16 protein-coding genes and 1 pseudogene are annotated in these 24,524 nt (G+C 44.1%); 5 read left to right on the top strand and 12 right to left on the bottom strand.

The genetic code is table 11. The features are described 5' to 3' along the window. Window positions 1-261: 261 nt before the first annotated feature. A complete protein-coding gene (locus QUA20_RS19775; protein WP_333190767.1) occupies window positions 262-1,317 on the top strand; it encodes a hypothetical protein in 1,056 nt (351 codons plus the stop codon). A 215-nt stretch (window positions 1,318-1,532) separates the two neighbouring features. Here the strand turns inward: QUA20_RS19775 and clpP are convergent, their stop codons facing one another. From clpP to QUA20_RS19805, 7 genes and pseudogenes are all read right to left on the bottom strand, one after another. Then, window positions 1,533-2,165, bottom strand: coding sequence for an ATP-dependent Clp endopeptidase proteolytic subunit ClpP (gene clpP / locus QUA20_RS19780; RefSeq protein WP_333190783.1), 633 nt, complete (start codon window positions 2,163-2,165; stop codon window positions 1,533-1,535). A gap of 185 nt (window positions 2,166-2,350) precedes the next feature. Continuing rightward, window positions 2,351-2,605 (bottom strand): DUF433 domain-containing protein, encoded by a 255-nt coding sequence (locus tag QUA20_RS32055; RefSeq protein WP_445304690.1) that lies wholly within the window; start codon window positions 2,603-2,605, stop codon window positions 2,351-2,353. Next, on the bottom strand, window positions 2,580-2,939 hold the full coding sequence (locus QUA20_RS19785; protein WP_333190768.1) for a type II toxin-antitoxin system PemK/MazF family toxin: 360 nt from the start codon (window positions 2,937-2,939) through the stop codon (window positions 2,580-2,582). Before QUA20_RS19785 ends, QUA20_RS32055 begins: the two co-directional genes overlap by 26 nt. After that, window positions 2,939-3,160, bottom strand: a complete 222-nt coding sequence (locus QUA20_RS19790) for a hypothetical protein (protein WP_333190769.1) — start codon at window positions 3,158-3,160, stop codon at window positions 2,939-2,941. The genes QUA20_RS19785 and QUA20_RS19790 overlap by 1 nt, the downstream gene beginning before the upstream one ends. A 106-nt stretch (window positions 3,161-3,266) precedes the next feature. After that, a pseudogene (locus QUA20_RS19795) lies at window positions 3,267-4,400 on the bottom strand (acyltransferase family protein). An 83-nt stretch (window positions 4,401-4,483) separates the two neighbouring features. After that, on the bottom strand, window positions 4,484-5,896 hold the full coding sequence (locus tag QUA20_RS19800) for an adenylate/guanylate cyclase domain-containing protein (RefSeq protein WP_333190770.1): 1,413 nt from the start codon (window positions 5,894-5,896) through the stop codon (window positions 4,484-4,486). Between the two features lie 48 nt (window positions 5,897-5,944). Further along, window positions 5,945-11,452, bottom strand: coding sequence for an ATP-binding sensor histidine kinase (locus tag QUA20_RS19805; protein ID WP_333190771.1), 5,508 nt, complete (start codon window positions 11,450-11,452; stop codon window positions 5,945-5,947). 369 nt (window positions 11,453-11,821) lie between these two features. Here QUA20_RS19805 and QUA20_RS19810 point away from each other — a divergent pair, with 369 nt between their 5' ends. After that, on the top strand, window positions 11,822-12,703 hold the full coding sequence (locus QUA20_RS19810; protein WP_333190772.1) for a Cof-type HAD-IIB family hydrolase: 882 nt from the start codon (window positions 11,822-11,824) through the stop codon (window positions 12,701-12,703). Between the two features lie 563 nt (window positions 12,704-13,266). On the opposite strand, the gene QUA20_RS19815 is transcribed toward QUA20_RS19810, so the two are convergent. From QUA20_RS19815 to QUA20_RS19835, 5 genes are all read right to left on the bottom strand, one after another. Next, the gene (locus QUA20_RS19815) at window positions 13,267-14,157 is read right to left on the bottom strand and encodes an alpha/beta fold hydrolase (RefSeq protein ID WP_333190773.1); all 891 of its coding nucleotides are present in this window, start codon (window positions 14,155-14,157) and stop codon (window positions 13,267-13,269) included. Window positions 14,158-14,247: 90 nt separating this feature from the next. Further along, complete coding sequence (locus tag QUA20_RS19820; RefSeq protein ID WP_333190774.1) at window positions 14,248-14,394, bottom strand: hypothetical protein; 147 nt, start codon at window positions 14,392-14,394, stop codon at window positions 14,248-14,250. Between the two features lie 2 nt (window positions 14,395-14,396). Further along, a complete protein-coding gene (locus tag QUA20_RS19825) occupies window positions 14,397-16,424 on the bottom strand; it encodes an adenylate/guanylate cyclase domain-containing protein (protein WP_333190775.1) in 2,028 nt (675 codons plus the stop codon). Beyond that, a complete protein-coding gene (locus QUA20_RS19830) occupies window positions 16,414-21,105 on the bottom strand; it encodes a response regulator (protein WP_333190776.1) in 4,692 nt (1,563 codons plus the stop codon). Before QUA20_RS19830 ends, QUA20_RS19825 begins: the two co-directional genes overlap by 11 nt. A 665-nt stretch (window positions 21,106-21,770) precedes the next feature. Continuing rightward, window positions 21,771-22,280: a hypothetical protein gene (locus tag QUA20_RS19835; RefSeq protein ID WP_333190777.1), complete on the bottom strand. Its 510-nt coding sequence runs from the start codon at window positions 22,278-22,280 to the stop codon at window positions 21,771-21,773. 80 nt (window positions 22,281-22,360) lie between these two features. On the opposite strand from QUA20_RS19835, the gene QUA20_RS19840 reads away from it, so the two are divergent. The 3 genes from QUA20_RS19840 (at window position 22,361) to QUA20_RS19850 (ending at window position 24,491) form a co-directional block, all read left to right on the top strand. Beyond that, window positions 22,361-23,278 carry a histone deacetylase gene (locus QUA20_RS19840; protein ID WP_333190778.1) on the top strand — a complete coding sequence of 306 codons (918 nt, stop codon included), beginning with the start codon at window positions 22,361-22,363 and terminating at the stop codon, window positions 23,276-23,278. Between the two features lie 475 nt (window positions 23,279-23,753). Beyond that, complete coding sequence (locus QUA20_RS19845) at window positions 23,754-24,227, top strand: hypothetical protein (protein ID WP_333190779.1); 474 nt, start codon at window positions 23,754-23,756, stop codon at window positions 24,225-24,227. A 27-nt stretch (window positions 24,228-24,254) separates the two neighbouring features. Further along, on the top strand, window positions 24,255-24,491 hold the full coding sequence (locus QUA20_RS19850; RefSeq protein ID WP_333190780.1) for a hypothetical protein: 237 nt from the start codon (window positions 24,255-24,257) through the stop codon (window positions 24,489-24,491). Window positions 24,492-24,524 lie beyond the last annotated feature (33 nt).

Below are 24,524 nucleotides of genomic sequence, written 5' to 3' on the forward strand. Positions count from 1 at the left end.
AGAAAGTGCAAGGTACACAAAACCGGAGACTTTTACTACTTTTGCTTAGTTGCTGTGTCATCTCCTATAGATAGAAATGACGCCCGATGCTTGTTAGCTTAAACCGCTGGATGTGGGATGGGGTTTAGTGGCGTGAAAGGTTGCGCGGATGACTCACCTTTAATTTATTGTATGTTGAATATGTGCTTTCAGAAAATTGTTTTCTTTGGGCTGTACTACACTTAAGTCATAAGCCCCTCCTGGTTTCGGGGTCAAAAAATTATGTTTGCTGAATTTCGCGCCCTTTATCCCGCTGGACAGTTAATCTGTGAGTTGCTGACTGTTCATCACGGTAAGTTTGTTGTTCGCTGTCTGGTTCAGGTTGACGGCAAAACTCTTGCTACGGCTATGTCGGCTGCTGAGTCTGTTGAGGATGCTGAAGACCGCGCCCGGTTGCGATCGTTCGCTGTCCTCGGATTTGCCGATCCCGCGAGTGCGATCGCAAGTGTTTCTCCGGCTCCGGTTGCTCCGGTTGCTCCGGTTGCTGCTGTTCCCGTTCCTGTTCCGCCGACAAGTGTTCCGGTTGCTCCGGTTGCTCCGGTTGCTGCTGTTCCGGTTCCTGTTCCGCCGACAAGTGTTCCGGTTGCTGCTGTTCCCGTTCCCCCTCCTGCTGCGGTTCCGGTTCCTGTTCCGCCTGCTCTTGCTCCTCTTCCTGTTCTAGAAATGCCTGTTGCCGACAAAGTTTCGCCACCACATGAAAGCAATTTTGTCAATACAGAAGCGAAATTAAATGAAGAGCCGATCGCACCTGTACCGGAACCGCTGCCACCAACGGTCGATCGCGTGGAGGCTACTGGATTTGTACCGAAGCAGTTAGACTCGGACGCTTGGCTTTCTTCCAGCTACGGCGAACCGATCGCGGAACTGGATGTGCCGACTGCTAGCCCAAGTGAACTGCTACAGGGTGCGGCCGAAGTCAGGGAATTGCAACCGATCGCGGTGGGAATCCCGAGCGATGCGATCGAGGACAATTCTGATACGATCGCCCAAATAGACGCCATCCTCAAACGCCTGCAATGGAAGAAAAAACAGGAAAGCGACTGTCTCGAACAAAATTACGGCAAGTCGTCGCAGAGAGAGCTTTCTAGCGAACAGTTAGTAGATTTTCTAGAATATCTGGAAATCTACAGCAGAACCACTGAGGAAATCAAGCGGTTGGGCTGGACTCCCAACCAAGGAAAAGATTATCTCAAACAAGGTTATGGCAAAGAAGCGCGGCACTTCTTAAATCGAGAAGAATTGTTCGACTTCCTGCAATATCTCGAATCTTTGCCCTAGTAATTATGTAGGGTTTCTAGGTGTGATGTTTTTTTAGAAAAAGCTACATATAGCAGTTTTCTATTGTATGAAATACAGTAGGAACACGGCACAGTGTCCCGTGTCCTGCGCCCCAGCATCTGTAATTCACTCCACTGAAAACTGCTATATGACTGTTAAAAATTAAAAATCAAAAATGAGGAAATATTCTTCATTTTTGATTTTTAACTTTTCATTTAGACGACAGCGGCGATCGGGCGGCTGGCGGAAGGACGGCGATCGATCACTTGATCGACTAATCCGTAGTCCTTTGCTTCTTCAGCAGACATGAAGAAATCCCGTTCGGTATCTTCTTCAATGCGGGAAAGCGGCTGACCGGTATGGTTGGCAAGATGTTCGTTCAGGCGGCGTTTGTGGTACAAAATCTCTTTGGCCTGAATTTCAATATCGGTTGCTTGTCCTTGAGCTCCGCCTAGAGGTTGGTGGATCATAATCCGGGAGTGAGGCAAACTCATCCGCTTGCCTTTAGCGCCGGCACTCAACAGAAAAGCGCCCATGCTGGCTGCCAAACCGAGACAAATGGTGCAAACATCGGGGCGGATGTGGTTCATGGTGTCAAAAATGCCCATACCTGCTGTCACCGAACCCCCAGGGGAGTTGAGATACAGGTAAATATCTTTCTCGGGGTCTTCGGCGTCTAAAAATAGCAATTGGGCAACGATCAGGTTAGCCAAGTCAGAGTCAACCTGTTGACCCAAGAAGACGATGCGATCGCGCAGGAGTCGCGAGTAAATGTCAAAGGCGCGTTCGCCGCGACCGGATTGTTCTATAACTGTTGGGATCATTGACCGGGCCTGCCTATTACGTATCTTTTTTTAATTTTAGCGATTAGGGCTCAGTTATAGTTAGCGATCGGTGGCGTGCGAGGGAGAAATAGGCGAAATCCTTGACCTGGGCGGGGTTGGGGCGGTAATTTGTGGAAGTTGTGGCGCGTGTGGGATCGGATTTCCGATCAAAGGGCGATCGATGTTGAGGAAGCGGACATCAATAAACGTTAAATGTTGTTATGTGGCGATCGTATCATTGCGAGAACTGAAATCGCTCGATCGCGGCTGACACTAGGAAAATGGTCTAGAAACTCATTTAGCCAATCACCAGCTTCGATACAATCAAGCACAGTCTTCATCGGGACGCGAGTACCCATAAAGACAGGATTTCCCCCTAAAATACCGGGGTTGCTATAACAATCTTGTGTGTGGAGGTCATATAAAAACCTTCGGGAGTCATGAATTTGATGACGGTGGGCGATCGTCCAATTCTACTAAAGCTAATTTTACACAGGCCCGAACAGCACTCCAATCGCGTTCGGATAAATGCCCTATCAAAATCAGGTTGGCAGAAGGCGGTAAAGTAAGAATGAAACTGCGGAAAACAGATACAATTCTCAAACCTGCGGATGCCCAATCTTGCAGAGTATAGTCAGTAGAGCCAAGATTTGTTGTCTGGGTAGTGATTAACCCAACTATGAAATCAGGGCGGTTTCTATGATAAGTAGTCGAGGACAAAACCACAACAGGGCGACGTTTAACACCTGTGACACCAGGAAAATCTGCTGTTACTACATCACCAGGATTGAATTTCACTAATCCATCTCCTGACTCTCCGGGAAAAGTGTAGCTGCGTATTGCAAAGAAAAGGTTGTTACATCGAAACAATCTTCCTCAGTCCACGTATCACTTTGTTCGACGACAGCGACATTATGCTGCGATAACTCGTTGAGGATCAGAGTTGCCAAGCGTAACCGTTCCGTTGGTGACAAAGTGTGGACAACTTGAAGATAGATTTCTTGAGCAGTAATCGGCATAAAAAATCCTCCTGCCTTCAATTGTAACCTAAACAGGCGTCTCGATCGGAAGCTCGCCCTTTTCTCATATCATGAGAAGAGGTATATCCACTACAGACGAAACTACTTAAATTTTTATCGCCCAACCACGGCGGTACATTTCATACAAAATTAACCACCAAAATAATACCGCAGTCACGGCAAATGCTAGGGAACCATTCAGCGGCCCCGCCTACGGCACAAACCAGTTTTCATAAATCCAAGTGTAAGTTGTTGGAGCATTTTCACCAGTACCGATATGAGTTTTTAACAGGATTCTGGCGACAATACCGGAAGCAACAAACAGGAAAATTGCATTCAATCCCATGATTTCAAACGGCCTACCCCATTTCCAATCCCGCACTTAAATTGTTTCGTAGCAAGCTGCTAGCAATAGCAAAGCCCAACCAGCAGTAAAAACTACATAAGAACTTGTCCAAAGTTGTTTGTTTATCGGAAATAAAAATCCCCACAAGTGGCCTATTACCACGCAACAGAGGCCGGAGATTGCTAAGTTTACACTGGTGCGGGTTTTGATTGGCTGCACGCGCAACCACTCTCCTGTAAAGTAGCCTGTGAGGACTGTGACAACTGCGGGTAAGGTACTCAACAATCCTTCGGGGTCGAAGGGGCCGCCTTTGTACAGGTGTTGGCTACCGAGAATTAGCCGATCGACATATCCCCCTAAATTTCCTTCTGGCGTGAGTTCGCCGGCAGTGTACCCCCCTACAGCAAATACGGTTAATGCACCCCAATAGCCCAAAAGCACGGAGATCGCGAGCAGTTTTTGATTGCGGGGGGAAAGGTTGAGAATGGCGATCGCACTGATGAAATAAGCTAAGCCGATGCGCTGCAATACTCCCATGATGCGGATTTTACCGAAGTTTTCCACTGGGGCGCTGTTGAGAAGTACGTCAAGGGCGATCGAAGATGTGTTTAGCAGCAATCCTAATACAAACAGAATAGCGGCGCGCCGTGCAATTCGCCAGTAAATATTTGTGTTTATTTTTGTAGTAGTTTGGCTATATTTTGACAGGGAAAAGGACATCGCGCAGCCAACGATGAACAGGAAAAACGGAAATACTAAGTCTGTGGGAGTGCAGCCGTGCCATTCTGCGTGTTCTAGCGGCCAGTAAATGTGTTTCCAACTGCCGGGGTTGTTGACTAAAATCATGGAGGCGATCGCAATTCCGCGAAAAACATCAAGGGATTTTAAGCGCATGGGGGAGAAGGAAGAGGTTCGAGGGAAGAAAGAAAAACTACTAATTACCAATTATCAATTACCCAGAACCCATTACCCCTTAATTAAATTTCAATTCCTTCCAGAGTCATAATGACCGCATTCTTCATCAACATATCGCAGCGTTCTGCATAAAAAGCTGCTGCCTTATCATACTTGTTGACTTGCAAAACGCGCAGAAACATTTGCCTTGCTTGCGCAAATTGCTGCTGGTAGTGAAAAAAAATTCCCTGTTCAAAATAAGTTTGAGTTTGTGCTTTTAGTTCGATCATTGTCGCCGAGTCGCCATCGTAAATTTCAAATACAGCAACAGGTGTTTGTTTTCCTTTGACTTGAACGCGATCGAGAAACCGGCACTTGTAATGTTGAGGATCGTCTATCCGGCAAAGGGTTTGGACGCTAGCTACAATAGCAACTCCATAAAGCTTTGTCAATCCTTCCACGCGGGAAGCTAAATTAACGGCATCAGAAATTACCGTACTTTCCATTCGTTCCGCTTCGCCAATCGTACCTAACATTAAAGTCCCCGTATGCAAGCCAATCCCTATCGAAATAGGTTGATAGCCACTGTTTTGCCTGTGTCTGTTATAAATTTTCACTTGCTGCTGCATCTCAATTGCTGCTTGCACAGCATCTTCAGCCCTGTTAGGAAACAAAGCCATAATCCCGTCACCAATGTATTTATCTATAAAACCGTTGTACTCGCGGATAACTGGGCCAACTCGGCTTAAGTAAGAGTTAAGAAATTCAAAGTTTTCTCGGGGAGACATACTTTCGGACAAACTTGTAAATGAGCGAATATCGGCAAACATAATCGTCATTTCTGCTTGTACAGAGTCTCCTAGTCTGGCATCAACGATGCTTTCTCTTTTGAGAAACTTCAAAAATTCACGCGGTACAAAACGGGCTGATGCGGTGGCTATTTTTTCGAGTTCGCTTTTGCTGGACTCGATTTGATTGAGCGATCTAAATGCTCTCAGTGCGGTGACTACTGTGGTAAATAATTTTTTGTTAGTAAGTTCTGTTTTGGTTTTGTAATCATTGATATCGTAGCTGACAATTACTACATCTTCTGGTATTTGTCCGGGCTGTCCAGTGCGTAAAATAATTCGCACTACTTGATTATTTAAAATATCGCGGATGTATTTAACTACTTCCAAGCCTGCTTCTTCTGTTTCCATAACTACATCGAGTAAAATCAATGCTATGTCGTAGTTATTTTGGATTATTTCTTTAGCTTCTTTTCCTGAGTAAGCGCTGATAAATGTTATACTTTTACCTTCAAACTTAAAATCGTTCAAGGCTAGTTTAGTAATATTATGAATTTCTATTTCATCATCGACAATTAATATTTTCCAGCTTTCTTCTAGCGGTTTTTGTTCCGCCTCGTCTTCCTCGGCAAATATTAATTCATCGTCGCCCGCCGCGATTAATTCGTCATCGCCCGCAGCCAACAGGTTTTTACTAGCTTCTGACATTTATCGTTCTCCTAAATAAAACTTATATTCATGTTGGCGGCCTAATAACTAACTGCTCATTTTAGCGGGAAATTCAATCATAAATTTTGTGCCTCTTTTTACTTGACTTTCGCAGCGAATTGTGCCGTTGAGTTTTTGAGTAACAAGGTTATAAATAATGTGCAGTCCCAATCCGGTACCGCCCTGACCTCTTTTGGTGGTAAAAAACGGTTCAAAAATTTTACTGAGATTTTCTGGGGCAATTCCTTTGCCGTTATCGGCATATTCAAATATTAGCCGATCGCCCTCTAGTTTGAAATCAAAGGTCAGAATTCCTTCGTCTTCTCTATCGTAAGCGTGAATTAGGGAATTCAACACCAGATTTGTCACTATTTGACACAGCACGCCAGGGTAACTGTTCAGTAAAATATTTTCATCGCACTTAATCTCTATTTTGTGTTTAGTTCTTTTGAGTTTGGCACTTAAGGATGTCAAAATTTCCTCTAGATAGTTTTTTAAGTTAAACGTGCGTTTGAGTTCGCTCGACTGATCTACTGCGACTTCTTTAAAACTGTGAATCAAGTCTGCCGCCCGCGTGAGGTTCGATAAGATCATATTACTGCTTTGCATGGCGGTATCCAGAAACTTTTCTAACTCAGAGCGTTTAATTTGGCCGTTGGTGTAAAGCTCAAAAAATTTTGTGGCTTTTTCAGCGAGCAGAGAAGCGGCGGTGATGCCGATACCGATTGGAGTATTGATTTCGTGGGCAACACCTGCAACCAACCCTCCGAGAGCGGCCATTTTTTCCGATTCTACCAGCTTATTTTGAGCCGATTTTAGGTCTTCTAAAGTTTGGGATAGCTCGGAGGTACGCTGTTGTACTAAATTTTCGAGATTCTGATTGAATTGGTGCAAGTTGGCGTAAAGTTGAGCGTTTTCGATCGAGATAGAAATTTGAGAAGACAGCAGTTTTAATATTTCTAATCTGTCTGGCGTAAAAGCGCCTGTAGTCAGATTGTTTTCTAAATATAGAATGCCGCTGAGTTGACCTTGATTGATTAAAGGAGTGCAAAGAATTGATTTAGGTTGAACGGCAATTATATAGGGTGTGCGAGTAAATTGTCCTTCGCGGGCGGCATCGTTTAAAACTACGCTTTCCTGGGTACGAGCCACATAGTTGACAACTGCAACTGCCAGCAAAGTTACTTCTCGCTCCTCTGCTACAAAATCTATTGGAATTGATTGCATGACAGCAACGCGATCGACATCTACAGATCCTGATGCTTCAATCACCAATTGACCGGATTTTTCTAGTATTAAAAAGCCTCTTTGCGCCCCGGCATTTTCAATAACAATTTTCATCATTTTTGCCAGCAGTTTGTCTAGAACTATTTCGCCAGCTAAGGCTTGCGATGCTTTGACTGCTGTTGTCAAATCTAGCGCGCCTGCACTGCTGCTGGTAGTGGAAGCGCTGCTGATAGATTTGTGAGTTTCGATATTAGTTGAAATCAAGGCTGAAGTTAGCAACTGCGAGTATTTTGATTCTAAATGCGCTACCTTGGCTTTGGCTCCCCAGCGCTGATAGCAATAACGTGCCTCTATCAAGTAAGTCTTAGCAATTTTTGATCGCCCTATGGATAGATAAAATGCTCCGGCCAATTCTGCTGCAAGTGCTTGTACCTGTATGTATCCGTTTTCTTGGGCGCCTTGAATTGCGGAGTCGTAATATTCCATTGCTCTCACAATATTGCCCAAGACTCGCGCTTTTTCGGCGGTGATTAAGTCGCACTTGTGCTGAAGGTTCATAGGGGCAGAAAGCGCTTTTTTTTGCAATTTTTTTCTGTTACCTGTTGCGTAAAAAAGATGATCTTCTTGTTCTTCTTTTGTGGCAGATGAATATGCTGCTAGTCGCACGAGAGCATCGTAAAAATGGTATTCAGGAACATTAATAAAGCCTGCAACTCCGTCTAAATAAACTTCGGCTTGCGCTGCATATTCTAGCGCTCGATCGACATCTCCAAATAAATACGCTAAGATTAATTTCTGTAAATAAAAGTGCTGGAGTCCAACCCGATCGTTAGCTGTCAACAGCAGTGGCAACAATCTTTCTTCGTTGTAAGCTTCACCTAATAAAACTTCAGAAGTTGCTAAGTTTCCCATCAATTGCAAAACAGTTTGCCGATAGATTTGATTCCAAGTCAATACCGTCTCTTGCTTTAGTTGACACAGCAAATGGTTGTAAGTCGCCATTTTTTGTTCTACTTGCGGCAATTCTTGACCGAGGAAATACAAAGACTGACAAATATTTACTGCCGAATATCCGACACCTTCTAAATCACCGTTTTCGAGCGCGCTTTGATAGGCTTCCTCTAACAGCGGCAAAGTGTCTTTAACATGATGCTTGCCGTGCATCAAAATGAATGCTACTAAATTAAGCGTCTTGCTTTTAAACTCTACAGCATTTAATTTGTCGATCAACTTTAAAGCTAACTGACCGAAGCGATCGCCTGATTCAATATCTCTAAATATTCCTTTTAAAATAGCTCCGTAATTAGCATAACCGAAGGCGGAGAAAGCAGAATTTCCGTAGTTAATAGATAAATTAACTTGCTCGCAGACAATCAGCGGCAGCAGCACTGGCTCAACTATAAACGTAGCTGAAAACATACTGGAAAGCAGGCGCATTGTTGCTAGTTTTCGCAGCTCAGTCATCACAGGCAAGTTAATTAAATCTTCTATCTTTTTTTCGGTAAAATAAGCTGCGGTTTGGGTTAATACTTGCTGAATGTGGAGAGGACTCGGCGATTCTGGAAAGTTTATTCCTAACATTTTTAGTGCTTCCCGACCAATTTTTACCGATTCTTGGAGTTTGGTTTGCATCGCACAAGCTGTGATTCTAACTTCAAAAACTTTGATTTTGTCTAGTTCATTTTTTGCTTGTTGCAGGACAATTTCTGCCCATTTTTCCATTTGTTCAAACTCCGTATTTAGGTAAGCTGCTTCTGCCGCTGACTCATAGAGCGCAAGAGTCAAGTCGTAGTCAGTTTGCCAACTTTCCGGGGGAAGCAGCTCAATACCTGCGGTTAAATATTTGACGGCGAGTTCGTAAGCTGCACTTGCTTTTGCTTGGCGGCCTGCAATTAAATTTAATTGGCATAATTGAAATTTTTCTAATTCATCGCTGATAATTGTTTGGGCTGCATTTAGCTGATTGACCGTCTCAAAAATATGCTTTTCTAATTGCTGTGGATGCGCATTTTGCAGCAAAAATCTGCCTATTTTGAGATGGGTTTCTTGTTGATGATAATCGGAGATTAAAGCATAAGCTGCTTGCTGCACTCGCTCGTGCAAAAATTTGTAACTCGCGCCAGCAGCATCAGGTAGGGACAATTCATCTGTAAACTCTCTAGATATTTGGTTTGTTAATTCTGTGCTTGCTGCTAGCGCTATCGGAATTTTGTAGGCGTTATTCACGGGCAAAATCAGACCGGACTGAAGTGCTTCCCAGAGGTCTGTTGCTGCGGAAGCGAGAGGTTTTTCGCAGATAGTCGAGAGGATTCCTAAATCAAATTTGTTGCCGATACAAGCGGCTATTTTGAGCAATTTCTGGGTATTATCTGAAAGTTTTTGAATATTATCTATCATTAATTCTACAACATTGTCAGTTATTCCCATTTCTTGTATTTGTTCGATATCCCACTGCCACTCGCCTTTAAGTTGGCATTTTTTTACTACTCGATCTGGGCTTATTTGGGTACAGTCAGAAATGTTATGTTCGGCTCGCTCTAAAAGTTTTTCCGACTGTTCAAATTTAAACTGGATCAATTTTTTTGAGTAAAGAGACTTCAGGAATTGCTTCAAAAAGAATGGATTTCCTGCGGTTTGTTTAAATAGCAATTCTGCTAAAGTTAGCGATTTTTCTGGTGCGCAGTTCAGAGTGTCTGCAACGAATTGATTGACGCTGTTAATATCAAATGGCGAAAGGGCGATCGCACTCACAGTCACGCCTGCTTTGCTAATTGCTTCGGTCGTCAGCATCACGGGATGATTTACATCTACTTCCTGTTCTCGATAGGCTCCAATTATTAATAAGTATTGACTTTCACGGTCAGTTGCTAGCAGTTGTATTAACTTGAGTGATGCTGAATCGACCCACTGCAAATTGTCGAGGAATATTACCAGAGGGTGTTTTTTTTGAGTAAAGACGCGGATAAATTTTTGAAATACTAAATTAAAGCGGTTTTGAGATTCATTTGCTCCTAAATCTGGCACTGAGGGTTGCGGCCCGACAATCAGTTCTACTTCGGGAATAACTTCAATAATTACTTGGCAGTTGCCGCCGAGAGCATTTAATATTTTTTGTCTCCAAACTTGGACTTGAGCGGGAGTTTCTGTGAGGATTTGCCGCAACAAGTCTTGAAAAGCTTGGAACAAAAAACCGTAGGGAATATCGCGCTTAAATTGCTCAAATTTGCTGTCAATAAAATATCCATTTTCCCGCACTATCGGCTTAGATAGTTCATAGGCTAACCACGATTTTCCCAGACCGGCACAACCGGAAATCAGCACGATTTCTGTATTTCCTCGCCTCATGCGCTCGAAGGCACTTAGCAGTAGATTAACTTCGGCTTCTCGCCCGTAAAGCTTTTGGGAAATTTGCAGGTGACTCGATCGATCTTGCTTGCCGAGGGTGATGTGAGAAATTTCGCCCGTTGTTTGGAGTTGTTCGAGACACTTCTCTAAGTCGCACCCCAGTCCGAAAGCACTTTGATACCTATCTTCTGCGGTTTTTGCTAGTAGTTTCATCACGAGATCGGAAACGACTTGAGGAATCTCCTCGGTTTCTGCTTGATTGATTCTACCTTCTATTTTATGCTTTTTATTCTTACAAGGAGAAACGGGGTTTTTCGCAATATGGCAGTGTACTAACTCCATTGGATCGATCGCATTAAAAGGCAATTCGCCACAGAGCATTTCATAAAAAGTGACGCCTAAAGAATAAAAATCGGTGCGGTAGTCGATCGCCCGATTCATGCGTCCCGTTTGTTCGGGAGACATATAGGCGAGGGTTCCTTCGAGTAAATTGGGATGGCTGAGGGCTTGATTTTCGCCTGGTAGCAGCGAGGCGATCGCAAAATCAGCAATCTTGACATCTCCGGTCTCGATATTGACAATAATATTGCTGGGTTTAATATCTTTGTGGATGATGTGGTGTTCGTGGAGTAGCCCGATAGTTTCTGCTAGTTTTATGCCAATCTGCAGAAATTGTTGTAACTTTAGCTGGTTGTTGCTGAGAAAGTCTTTTAGCGAAATGCCGCCAAAATCTTCTAAAACTAAAACAGGAAAGTGATTATATTTTTCTATTTTGTAAAGCTTGACTATTCCTGGGAAATTTAATTTTTTAATGATTTCGGATTCGTGCAGGAGTTGGGCTATTTGCGCAGGGGTAGGGTATGGTGGCGTGAGAGTTTTGAGGATAACGGGTTTTTGTTCCTCAAGCTGTATCCCTCGATAAATAGCTGTGTGAGAGTTTGTATAAACTTTTCCGTCAATGCGGTATCCCGGAATGGTAATCATGCTGTTTGGATGTGGTTTGAAAGGTAGAGTTATACGATTTTAAATTTTAGATTTTAGATTTTAGATTGGGAATGATTGATGACATAAGGGTTTAGATCTTGCCTAGAGTGATTTTTTTTAACTAATTATTATTAAGTAAGTGAAAATACATATCGCAGGTCGAGGGCGGTTTTTACGACAGTAAACTGGCTGCTATTTATATAGCTTAGCTAAACCCCTCCCTAAATGCTTCTCCTAGATACTTTTTTGGGCGCTTACTTACTTATATATATCTTAGTCTTCAAAAAATCAGAAGTTGCACTTTGCTATCCCGGCAGTGCCAAAATAAACTGGTGCGTGCAAATCAACAGCTAAAATCTAAAAACAATCATGCAGAATATAACTGCTTCAAATCCAGCGACTGCGACCGATCGCGCTTTTGGCACCGCAGAGATTAAACTACTGGTACTGGATATCGACGGCACGATCGCAGGTTTGTCAAATGACATCGGAAAATCCGTCAAGCAGGCAATTCTGGCTGCCGAGTCGCGGGGAGTGAAAGTGGCCATCGCTACGGGCAGGATGTACCGATCGGCTTTGCGTTTTCATCGCGACATTGGCTCAACATTGCCGCTGATTTGCTACCAGGGCGCGTGGATTCAAGATCAAGCTACTCAAAAGCGGCTGCGGCACTTGCCGCTGTCGAAACAAACTGCTCTGCAACTGTTAGATTATTTTGAAGAACCGGATTTGCGACCGCTCCTTTCGATCCATTTCTACATTGACGACCAACTTTACGTGCCGGAAATTACCGAGGCTACCCGAATTTATGCCCAAAGATCTGGCATTGAACCAATTGTGATTAAAGATTTGCGGCGAGATATTCCGGGGGAACCGACGAAAGTTTTGGCTTTGTGCGAGAATCCGGGGGTACTCGACGGGTTGCTCAGCAGTATGCGGCTGCGCTACACGCCTGCTGAGCTTTATTTGACTCGATCCGTTGCTACTTTTTTTGAAGCTACGCATCCTTCGGCGAATAAGGGAGATGCCGTGCAGTATTTAGCGGAGGAACTTTTGGGTTTGCAGGCGGCGAATGTGATGGCAATTGGCGACAATTTTAACGATGTAGAAATGATTGCCTACGCGGGTGTGGGCGTGGCGATGGGCAATGCTCCTGATGGGGTGAAGGCTGCTGCTGATTGGGTGGCACCGGATGTGGAGGAAGACGGGGTGGCGGCTGCGATCGAACAATTTGTTTTGGGCGATCGTTGATCTTTCTAGCACAAATACCGCAGGGGCGGGTTTGCCAACATCTGGAAAAAATCTAGATCGACCCGCCCCAACTCAGGGACAATATTTAAGTTATTATATAACTGTCTAGTTTTGAATTCTATGCAATCAAGTTTTGATTAGAAAAAAAAATCTACACTTTCGGATTTTTTGAGTTCAAGTCCAGCCAATTACTTTTTTTGCAGCATCTGAAGATTAATTTAACGAACCGCGAAGACGCGAAGAACGCGAAGGAAGAAATGAAGAAGGCGGGGCGGGCTTACAGATATGGGGGATGTGAATTATAGATAATTTAAAACTCTTAAAAATGCTTTTCAACAGAAAAAGCACCGACGACTGGCCGTGTTTCGTCTCGGTGCTTCTTCTGGTTCGCTCCTCACACGTCCATCACTATAGCCGACTCAGTAAATGGTGTCAATACTTTTTACAAAAATAGTTTTTTGAGTCGGCTGCTGCCGGGGTGCCGGTGCGGTGGAGTGAGGCAAAACTTTTGCACTGCAAGGGTTTGACTCGATCGCCCAAGGCTTGCCTCGATCAGAAAAATTTTACTTGACTTCCAGCAGCCAGTCCAAAATCAGAGTGTTGACTTCACTGGGCCGCTCGTCGTGGGGACAGTGGCCCGTGTTGGGAATTGAAACAAATTTCACTGGTTTACCGTTGGCGGCCAATTGTTGATAAATCTGGCTGCCGGCGATCGGCGTCCAGGGGTCGTCTGCGCCCCAAAGTACCAATAACGGACGATCGACTTTGGGCAGCAATTCTGACGGTTGAGGGCCTGCTGGGGCCGTGAGAATCGAGGCAAACACCTGTTGAGCTCCCGGCTCGCAGGAGGGGGCATGGAGGAGTTCTACGAGTTCGTCGGTGATGGCTTCGGGGTTTCTGTAGACTTGGCGCAGCGTGTTGCGGATGCGGTGTTTTTGGCGGATGTTGTTGAAAACAAACGGGCCGATCAGGGGCGATCGAACTAATTTAGTAAAAGTCCCCATCACTACTCGCAGCGGGAAATTCAGTTCGTCCGGCCGGTGGTTGAGCCCGCCGGCACAGTTGATTAAGACTCCGCCTGCTGATATTTCTGGATGGTTGGCGACTACCATCAAACTCAGCAAAGCGCCGATCGAATTCCCGACAAATACAGCCGGTTCCTGTACCAGATCCGCCGAGAAATCTGTCAGCAATTCTTCCCACAATTCCAGAGTGTAATCTAGGGCTGGTTTCGCGGAAGCACCGAATCCCAGCAAGTCCAGAGCAAATACGCGATAGCCGCCCGCCGCGAGTACGGGAATATTTTGCCGCCAATGTCCGATCGAAGCCCCAAATCCGTGAATCAAGATCAGAGGGCGGCCGGTTCCTTGGACGGTATATTGGATTTTGTGACCTTTCCAAGTCCAAATTAGCTTTTCAAAACTCGTTGAAGATACTAGCTGTTGTGCTGTCACGACTCTTAATGTAAATTTTCGTTAACTTCTTTCATCATACCAGCACAATCCCTCTCTCGGCAGCGTCGGAGCAACGCCCCACAAGAATATTCAACTCTTGAGAAGGATGGAAGATATCAGATTAAATAAATAAACATACTTCTTTCTTCCCCCTTCTTCCTTCTTCCTTCTTCCTTCTTCCTTCTTCCTTCTTCCTTCTTCCTTCTTCCTTCTTCCTTCAAAATCCCAATTTCCCATTTTTACTTGTTTTGTAGCAACCAATAAGTCATCATATCCCCCTTACCTTTTACGGGAATCACGCCTCGCCTCTCAAACAGATACTTATTTTTCAAAAGCTTATAAGTAACATCAGTAACTTGAATGCTGCCTGCAAAACCCGTAGCTTCCATCCTCGCTGCTACATTCACCGTATCTCCCCACAAATCATAGGTGAACTTGCTCACACCAATTACTCCCGCAACAACTGGCCCGGAATTGATGCCGACGCGAATTGCCAGTTTTTCCCCTGTCTCGGCGGACAACTTTGCTATTTGTGCCTGCATTCCCAGGGCCATTTGGGCGATCGCCTCGGCGTGGTCATGTCTCGGCGTAGGCAATCCTCCGACTACCATGTAAGCATCGCCAATAGTTTTAATTTTCTCCACACCGTACTTTTCAGCTAACTGGTCGAAATGAGAAAAAATTACGTTCAAGCGCTTTACCAACTCCGTGGGAGACATTCTCGCCGACAGCTCAGTAAAGCCCACAATATCCGCAAATAAAACACTTACTTCGGCAAAACTGTCAGCAATTGTAGTTTGCTCCGCCTTCAAGCGTTCTGCTATTGGTTTGGGTAAAATATTTAACAGCAACTTCTCGCTTTGTTCCTGTTGAATTTTCAGCTCTTCTTGCGCTAATTTCCGCTCTGTAATGTCAGAAACAGTACCCTCATAGTAGATAAGCTCACCTTTTGAATCCCGAACAGCCCGGACATTTTCTGACACCCAAATCCAGCTCCCGTCTTTGCGGCATACCATAGATTCAAACCCCAAAACGGCATTTTCAGCATCCATAGCAGCCACGAATTCGAGGCGGCGTTCCGGGTCAACGTACAGTTGCTGAGCAATATTTTTAATCTCGGACATCAGTTCTTCTGGCGACTCGTAACCGTACAATTTTGCCAAAGCTGGATTAGCGCTGAGATAGCGTCCTGAAGGTGTACTTTGAAAAATTCCTTCCATCGCATTTTCTACAATGCTGTGATATTTTTCTTGAGTAATGCGCAGCAATTCTTCTGCTTGTTTGCGCTGAATTAAAGAACCTAATTGAGTGCCGACCGCATTAAAAATGTCTATAAATTGCGCGTCTTTCCGAGAAGACGAAACTTTAAAGAAAACGAGCACTGCCAATACTTCATCGCCTATCAAAATCGGTACGCCAAAACCCGCTTTGAATCCGAGTTCTAGTGCTATTTGACTTCGGCAAAAATCCGGGTAGCCCCTGGAAACATCTTCTACCCATTCGGGTTTTTTGGATGCCCAAACTCGTCCCGGCAGCCCTACATTCATAGGAAATGTCAGTTGTTCGCTTTTGCTGCGGAACGATTCCAGGCTGGCGCTGCTGGCATACCAGCCCCGGGCAGATTGCAGAAAAGTTCCTTCTGCATCGGGAATCCAAGCTTCTCCTACATCCCATCCGATGGTTTCGCCAACTTGGTGCAGAATTACTTCTAAAGCTGAGTGAAAGTCTACAGCTTCGCCGATCGCCCGCGTAGTTTCCAGCAAAAACCTGATTGATTCTTCAGCCCGCTGCCGTTCTGCGATTTCTTCATGCAATCTAGAATTGCGATCGTGCAGTTCTCTAGCTTGCTGTTGCAGTTTCGATTGCAGCGAACGAAGGGAAAGTTGGTTTTCGACGCGGGCCAAGACTTCTTCTACTTGAAACGGCTTAGTAATATAATCTATTCCTCCTACTTGAAAAGCTTTAACTTTTTCCAGCACGTCATTTAGCGCACTAATAAAAATTACCGGAATATCTTTAGTTTTTTCGCTTAACTTTAACTGCTCACAAACTTCATACCCGTTCATTTTCGGCATATTTATATCTAGTAAAATGAGATCGGGAGGGGATATTTGCGCCCCTTGCAGAGCCAGTTGTCCGTTAATAGCTTTCCTGACATGATACCCGTAAGATGTCAGCATAGTGGATAAAAGTCGCAAATTGTCCGGCATATCGTCAACGATCAAAATGTCTTTAGGAGTCGCTGGCAATGGATAATCATTCATCATAATATAATTGAGTTAAATCGATAATGATATCTATCCGAAAATTATCGACTAAATCTGTTAAAGTGTTAGCGAGATTTGCCTCAGTTTCGGGAATTTGATCGATGAGTTCGAGGATGCGGTTGTCGTCAACGCAAAGTGCTGCTCGGTGCAACTCGACAACCCAGTCTATGGGCATTACACTCAAATCCTCAGCGGTCAAACTTTTAAGCAGCGTCCCTGATGAAAAAGAAGTAGAGGAGTTTTCTTCCTCATAAATATAACGCAGGTTCAGGTGATGCGCTATCTTTTCAAAGAGTACCTCTTCCCGAAACGGTTTACAGATCAAATCGTTACAACCAGCAGACAAAATCATCTGCCGCTGCTCGTCAAAAGCACTGGCAGTCAGGGCAATAATTATTGTTTGTCTACCTTCTAGAGTTTGCTTGATCTGTCTGGTCGCTTCGTACCCATCCATTACTGGCATCAGCATATCCATTAATATCAGGTGCGGCTTCCAAGTTAACTGCAAAGCAATTCCTTCTTGACCGTTAGTTGCTTCGCGGACTTCAAACCCCAGCGGTACGAGGAGCTTAAGCAGCAGTTGGCGATTTTCCGCTACATCTTCAACTATTAATATCCGATAAGTTTGTTGTCCGGCTTCTAAAGCAATAACTTGTTTAACCGCCGATTTTTCTTGGCGATCGCTTTCTGTTACTAAGTTAACCGAGATATTAAAGCTGAAAGTTGTGCCTTGGTCTAGTTGACTTTCAACAGCAATATCACCTCCCATAATCCTGACAAACTGTTGGCTGATAGGTAATCCGAGACCAGTTCCCTGCATTGATTTTCGACCAGTTTCGGTTTGTACGAAGGGCTTGAATAATGTGGATATTTCCGAGGGAGAAATGCCGGGACCCGTGTCGGCAATTTCAAAATACAATTGGGATTTGTTTTCTTCGATGGCGTTATTTTCAGCTTGGCTGCTGACGCGCAAAGTAACTGTTCCGTGCTGAGTAAATTTAATCGCATTGCCGAGCAGGTTAATTAAAACTTGTCGCAATTTAGCTTCGTCTGTTTGAATGTACTGCGGCAAATCGCCGATATTTTTAAATATGAGATCCAAACCTTTTGAGTGGGCTTTTAGTTGCAGCATTTCTTTTAGACTGTTGAGAAGCCTGTAGAGATTGAAGCGATTTTCATTGATGGTAATTTGACCTGCTTCTATTTGAGACATTGACAAAACATCATTGATAAGTTCCAGCAAATGTTCGCCGCTGCGGTTGATAATTTCAATGTATTCTTTTTGTTCTTCCGTGATAGAACTGTTGCGAGCCATGACTTGGGAAAAACCGAGAATGGCGTTGAGAGGCGTGCGGAGTTCGTGGCTCATGGAAGCGAGAAATTGGCTTTTGGCACGGTTGGCAACTTCGGCGTTTTCTTTGGATTTAATCAGTTCCATTGACTGCCTTTGAGTCCGGGCAAGCAATTCCGCTTGCTGTAATGCAACTCCTAGCTGAGTGCCTACATCAACTGCAACGTTGATTTCCGCCTCGGTCCACTGGCGGGGATCTGAGTTTTGATAAGAGGCTAGTAATCCCCAGAGCTTTTTGCCGCAGAAAATCGGCACAATAACGTAGGATTTAGCTTGAAATTTTTCTAGCAATTTGATGTAACAATTATCGAAGCCTTGCTTGTAAATATCTGGGACACAAAGGTAAGTTCTACCTCGGCTGTAGACTCCGCCTTTGGTTTCTTGCAAATAGGTATCGTGGACTTCTTGTAAAGTGCGATCTAATTTTTTGACTACGCAAAGTTCGTTGTCTAAAACGCATTCAGTAAGGCTAGAATCGAATTCCTGTGCTTGAATGAAAGAAACCCACTTGCGGTCAAGGGATTCGGCTACAAATTCGCCGCTCCAGTCTGGATTGAAACGGTAAATTGCGACTCGATCGCACTTCATGGTTTCGCGCAATTCTCGGGTTGTGGCGTAAAAAATGTCTCGGATCTCTAAAGTCTGCCGCATTCTTTCAATGATGCGGGCGATCGCTCTTTGTCGTAAAGCACTTTCTTGCAGTTCGGTTTCTGCTTGCTTGCGTTCGGTAATATCTACAGCCATTAAAGCAATGCCGATCGCTGTACCGTTATCGTCAATTAGCTGAGTATTGTACCACTCGCAGATGATAATTCTGCCGTCTTTGGTCAGATTTTCGGAAGTGCCGCTGGATTTAGCGTTCCAGCCGTGATTGAAAATCTCAGATACTTGCTGGTGGTAGCTTTCAGGTACGATCAAATCGGAGGCGACTCTCCCTTTCGCTTCTTGCTCGCTGTAGCCAAAAATAGCAACGGCCGCGGGATTCCAAGTGATAATTTCTAAATTGAGGTTTAACTCGATAACTGCGATCGGCGTTTGCTGCAATAAAAATGAGATTCTTTGCTGCGATGCTAGCAGTTTCTCTTCGGCTAATTTGCGGTCTGTGATGTCATTAGCGGTGCCGAGAACTTGTTTGGGTTTACCATCACTTGTTCTGAGAAATACTGTATCCCAACTGTGCATCCAGCGCCATTCACCGTTTTTGTGTCTCATCCGGTATTGACATTCAATGACATCGCCGTCTTTGGCTCGCTCCAGTTTTTGGACGCTTTGAAAATACTTTGGCAAATCGTCCGGGTTGAGCAGCGTTGACATCATTGCTGTACCCATGTCTTGTATTTCTTGGGCGCTGTACCCTAGTATCGCCGCAATTTGTCGGTTGCTGTAGACATTGCGCCGTTCAATTAAATCGTAAACGTACAATAGGTTGGGATTGGAATCGGCGATCGCCTGAATGAAGTGCTGGGTTTCTCGGAGTGCAGATTCTGTTTGTTTGCGGTCGCTAATATCTCGCGCTACGATAATCACTGATTCTGGAGAAAGCGGAGAAATTTTAGCGTCTAGGCAAACTTCGCGATCTCCGACTGTAAAGCTATATTCAACATTGATACTTTGCTTCGTTTTCAGAACTTGTTGGATGGCATTTAATACCAAATCTGCCACAGGTTCCGGCAAGACTTCGTGAGCAGTTCTGTTAATCATTTCGCTTGGAGGTTTCACCAAATTCGCCGTTCCTGTCGGGGCGATTTTGATGCAGCGCCCTTCTGCATTTCTCACTAAAACTGTGTCAGTCATGGCGGCAAAAATAGCCCGCAATTCTGCTTCAGATTCTTGCAGAGCTTGCTCAGCGCAAATGCGGGTGCGAATTTCTGCTTGCAGCAGTTTATTTTGCCGGTCGAGCTGCACAAGCCGATTTTTTTCTCGATCGATCAGTTTAGCTTGAGCCATCGCAATCCCTACTTGAGCCGCCACAGCTTCTAACAAGTCGATTTCATCGCAAGTCCATTCCCGGTAGCGATCGCACTGGTGCAAGCAGATAGCGCCGTTTGCCCTGCCTTGATAGGAAGTGCGAATTGCCAGCATTGATTTCAGCCCAACCTTGTGGCAAAGTGGTTGAACAGCTTGCAAAAGAGGGTCTGAATAAACATTGTTGGAGGCGATCGCCACATCTTGTATCATCATTTGTACGACGTGAGGATTGCCCCAAATTGGAATGGGTACGTTCCAAATAGATTCGCACGCAGGTTCGAGATACTCAGCCGCCAGAGGAATATCGACTTGCGGGGTAGTAACGTAAGTATGAATCAAACAGCGATTGACGCAGAATGCCAGACCAATTTGAGTTGCAGCTATTTGAAATATTTTTTCTGGCTGCAAACTTGAGCGAATTTCTTTAGTTATTTTTGCAATCAGCAATTCTCGCTGAACTTGCCGTTCTAAAGCTGCTTTAGCTCCTGCCATTTCTATTTCTGCTTGCTTGCGATCGCTGATATTAAAAAGTACGCCATACCAAACAATGTCGCCATTATCGCGCATTTCGGGTCGAGAATTAGATTGCAGCCATTTGAGTTTACCCGAGGGCGTAACAATCCGCCATTCAAAGGCAAAAGGTTCTAAACTTCGAGCACTAGCGGCAAGTTTTTCTTCCAGATATTGACGGTCGTCTGGATGATTTTGATCGAAGCACAAGTCAGGATTTTTTAAGATATCCTCACTCTCTAATTCGTAAATTTCCCGACAAGCATAACTGATATATTCAAATTTAAAACTTCCCTCGACAGTCTTTATAAATTGATAAATAACCCCTGGTATATTGACAGCCAATTTTTGCAACTGTGCTTTGCTTTCCCGGAGCGCTTGTTCTGTATGCTTGCGAAATTCTACCTCTCGTTGCAGTTGGGAATTTTGCTGTTTTAATTGTTTCGATAGCTGTTGGATAGTCAATTGACTTTCAATCCGCACTAAAATTTCTTCCACTTCAAAAGGCTTAGTAATGTAGTCAACACCGCCGACTTCAAAAGCTTTGACTTTGTGAAAAGTTTCATTATAAATGCTCAAAAAAATCACCGGAATTTCCCGAGTCTCTTTGTTAGCCTTCAGTCTTTCGCAGACTTCGTAGCCGTTCATTTTGGGCATGGCAATATCTAGCAAAATCAAGTCTGGGAGAACAGCAAACTTAGCCTTTACCGCCATTTGTCCAGAAATCGCCCGCTGAACTTTATACCCTTCTTTCGTCAATATCTTTGATATAAATCGGAGATTGTCGGGCTCATCGTCAATAATTAAAATGTGAATATTTTCTTTTTCTATCAACATTTTTTGTCTTGCCATTATGATTTTTTTAGTGTTAGCAGCAGATTAATGATTTAATAAATTTAGTAATTTTTTCCACAGAAATTATTCATAAGACCTTGTTAATTTTCGCAAACATAGGATTAATTTTAGATATTAGGCTATCGACTAACGCATTTTCTCTGCGTCCAACTTTTTGCCTGCTTGTCTTAAGTTTGCAACTCAAATTAACCGCATTTTGGTCATCTTTTATTGCCAAAATAAACATCATCATTCGCTGCAAGAATTAACTATGCCGAAAAAAAGTCATGACTGAGGCACTCCAGACCAAAGAAACCGGATTTTTTAACTCTGTTCAAGGGCTGCGGCGAAGTATTTTTGTACATAAAACCCCGTTGATCCGCCCGGAACAGTTTTTTGCTTGACTTTAGCATTAATAAAAATCCCAGGAGAATAACGCAAGCTTCTTGACATTTTTCGGCCACCTTCAAAGAGTTTTAGCAAAGATACACACCTGGACGCACCCCGAGGCGAAGAAACCGGGTTTTTTACTCTTGCCCCGGGCTGCAAGGAAGTATTGCTGTGAAAAAAAATGGTTTCGACGCATCCGCCCATAAGTCTTAAGATATCTATAGGTAACTAAGACTATAGATCCGTCAACCCACATACAAAGCTTGCCGTATAAATTCTTTTCTAGGTCTTTTCTACGCAAGCAATTCCTTAAGTTTGGCAATATTTTCATTGGTGAGCGAGATTTTAATCTCCAGTTCTTGATCGGCCTCCCACAGCAGCAGAACGTTATCTTCCCCCAAGGCGATTTCGGGATTATTTAATTCAAGTGTTTGATATTTAACTTCGGGAAATCCTATGCGAATTACCAATTCTGATTCCAACTGAGGATAGATGTACAATTGTTGTTGCAGGTTGTCTAGTTCTAGTTTGTGAACTGTGTTGTTACGTTGGACAGGAAAATCGGCTTTGTACCAATAGAGAGTTTCCTCGCGAATTTCGGGATTGACTATCACAAATGTTTCGTCAAAACGCTGAGGATGCCAGTGAATTTCGCTCAGACCGCCGATTTGCGGAATCAGTCGCTGTACCCAGCTAATTTCTTTGCCGTTGAGGTTTCCCCACCACTGACTGATATTATCGAGATTGTCAGCATTTTCGGGGTCGGTGCTGCCGGACTGCCAGACTGTTTTTAATGGTTGCATATAATACAGGTTCTCCTAAAAATTTAAATTTGAGATTGCAGGCTTTCCATTGGAGATTCATTCGTTCTACAATAATCTTAATGGACTTACCAATTATTTACCACGAAAATTACGTGGCACCCCTGCCACCGGATCACCGCTTCCCGATGGCAAAGTTTCGGATACTTTACCAGATGCTGCTCGCGGACGGGGTAGCAGATAAATCGCAATTTCACGCTCCCGAACTTCCGCCTCAAGAATGGATTGAATTAGTCCACGACCACCGCTACGTTCAAGCTTACTGCAACGGGACGCTCGACGACAAAGCTCAGCGGCGAATTGGTCTGCCTTGGAGTCTGGCTCTTGCTAATCGCACTTGCACTGCGATTGCAGGAACGGTATTAACTGCCCAGTTCGCTTTAAAATGCGGTTTGGCTTGCAATACGGCGGGGGGAACTCATCATGCCTTTCCTGCTTTTGGATCTGGTTTTTGTATTTTTAATGATTTGGCGATCGCCTCCCGCGTCCTCCAACAATTGGGTTTAGTTCGCAAAGTTTTAATTGTCGATTTAGACGTGCATCAAGGAGATGGAACCGCTGTAATTTTCCAAGATGACAGCAGCGTTTTTACTTTCTCGATGCACTGCGAGGTAAATTTTCCCGGCACTAAACAAAAAGGCGATTTAGATGTATCTTTGCCTGTCGGTATGGAGGACGACGAATATTTACAAACATTGGATAAATTCTTACCAGATTTGCTTTCAAATGTCAAGCCCGATTTAGTTTTGTACGATGCCGGAGTAGACCCTCATCACTGCGACAAACTGGGAAAATTAGCTTTAACTGATACGGGCTTATTTCGCCGGGAAATGCAAGTTTTGACGGCGTGTTTGGCTGGCGGCTATCCCGTTGCCTGCGTGATTGGCGGTGGCTATTCCGACGACATGAATGGGTTAGTTTACCGACATTCGCTGCTGCACCGAGCCGCAAGTCAAGCCTACAGGCAATATAAACTTTAAGATTTGTAAATTATGCGACAAAAATCTAGATAAATTTAGTTAATACCACATAAATGAACGGCAGACAGCGCGAGCGATCGCACAAATTTTGGAGCCAGACAATTTATAGTTCATTATAGACGAGCGTTTAATCAATAAATAGGAGGTCACGTATGCAAGTTAATTCAAACAGCTCAGACTAGGAAAAACACAGGATTTAAAGTTTCTAGAACCTATTACCAAGCGTTATTTAATGGTCATTAACGTCACCTCCACCTTCAATTAAAAAGGTGACATATATCTCGATCCGCTGTGGGCAAAAGACCTAACGGAACACTTCGGGTATCTTAAAAACTTCACTATAGTAACTCTCTGCCAACAAGAAACATCCCCAGGAAATGCAATTGTCGTCACCCGCGAACCATCGTTTTCTAACGTTAAAGCAGATATTGTACATAGTTGCGTAGCAGGCTGGCCCATTGTTATGGGGTGGTTAGTGGCACCAATAGCCCTGATTCAGGGAACATTCTACGTACTCGCAGTCGAGTCCGCACCGTGGCGTCTGGCACCAGGCACAACCATAAAAATAAAAGACAAAATCATCGCTTACTTATCGGAAATAGTGAATCGCTGGTGCGTAAATAATGCTAACCTGACAATCTTCACACAATCGCAATACCAGCAGAGTTTACTGACAAAGCGACAAGAACGAGGTCACGTCATCCACGCTTCTTGGATAGATGAAGAAAATATCATTTCTGAAGCCGATGTAGAGGAAATATGGCACAAAAAGCTATCCCCCTCAACCCAAAAACAGAAACTTCTATTGGTTGGTCGAGTGGAGTCCAGTAAAAGTGTGTTAGTTCTGTTAGAAGAAATAAAAATTTTGGAGAAGAAAAACATTGCTGTCAATCTCGATATACTCGGCGATGGCACACTTTTAAGCGAATGCAAAAGACTTAGCAATTAACTGCAAAAGTCGGTTAATATCCAAATTTTGGGAACGATTGCTTACGGCAAAGAATTATTTCGGTTGCTGCAAGAATATCACGCTATTGTAGTTCCCAGTCTTTCAGAGGATCAGCCCCGGATTGTTTACGACGATGCTTATTCCCAAGTCGTACCGATACTCGCAAGTAACACAGACGGACTGCGCGACTGCATCCACAACCATAAAACTGGTGTAATTGTTACAGCACTTCCAGATGTTATGAGGTACAGTAGCAGCAATTAGTAAACCAGTTTTTGAGATGTTGAGGATTCATTA

Origin of the sequence: Microcoleus sp. Pol7_A1, assembly GCF_036701085.1 — a bacterium.
In the GTDB taxonomy this organism is placed as follows: domain Bacteria; phylum Cyanobacteriota; class Cyanobacteriia; order Cyanobacteriales; family Microcoleaceae; genus Microcoleus; species Microcoleus asticus.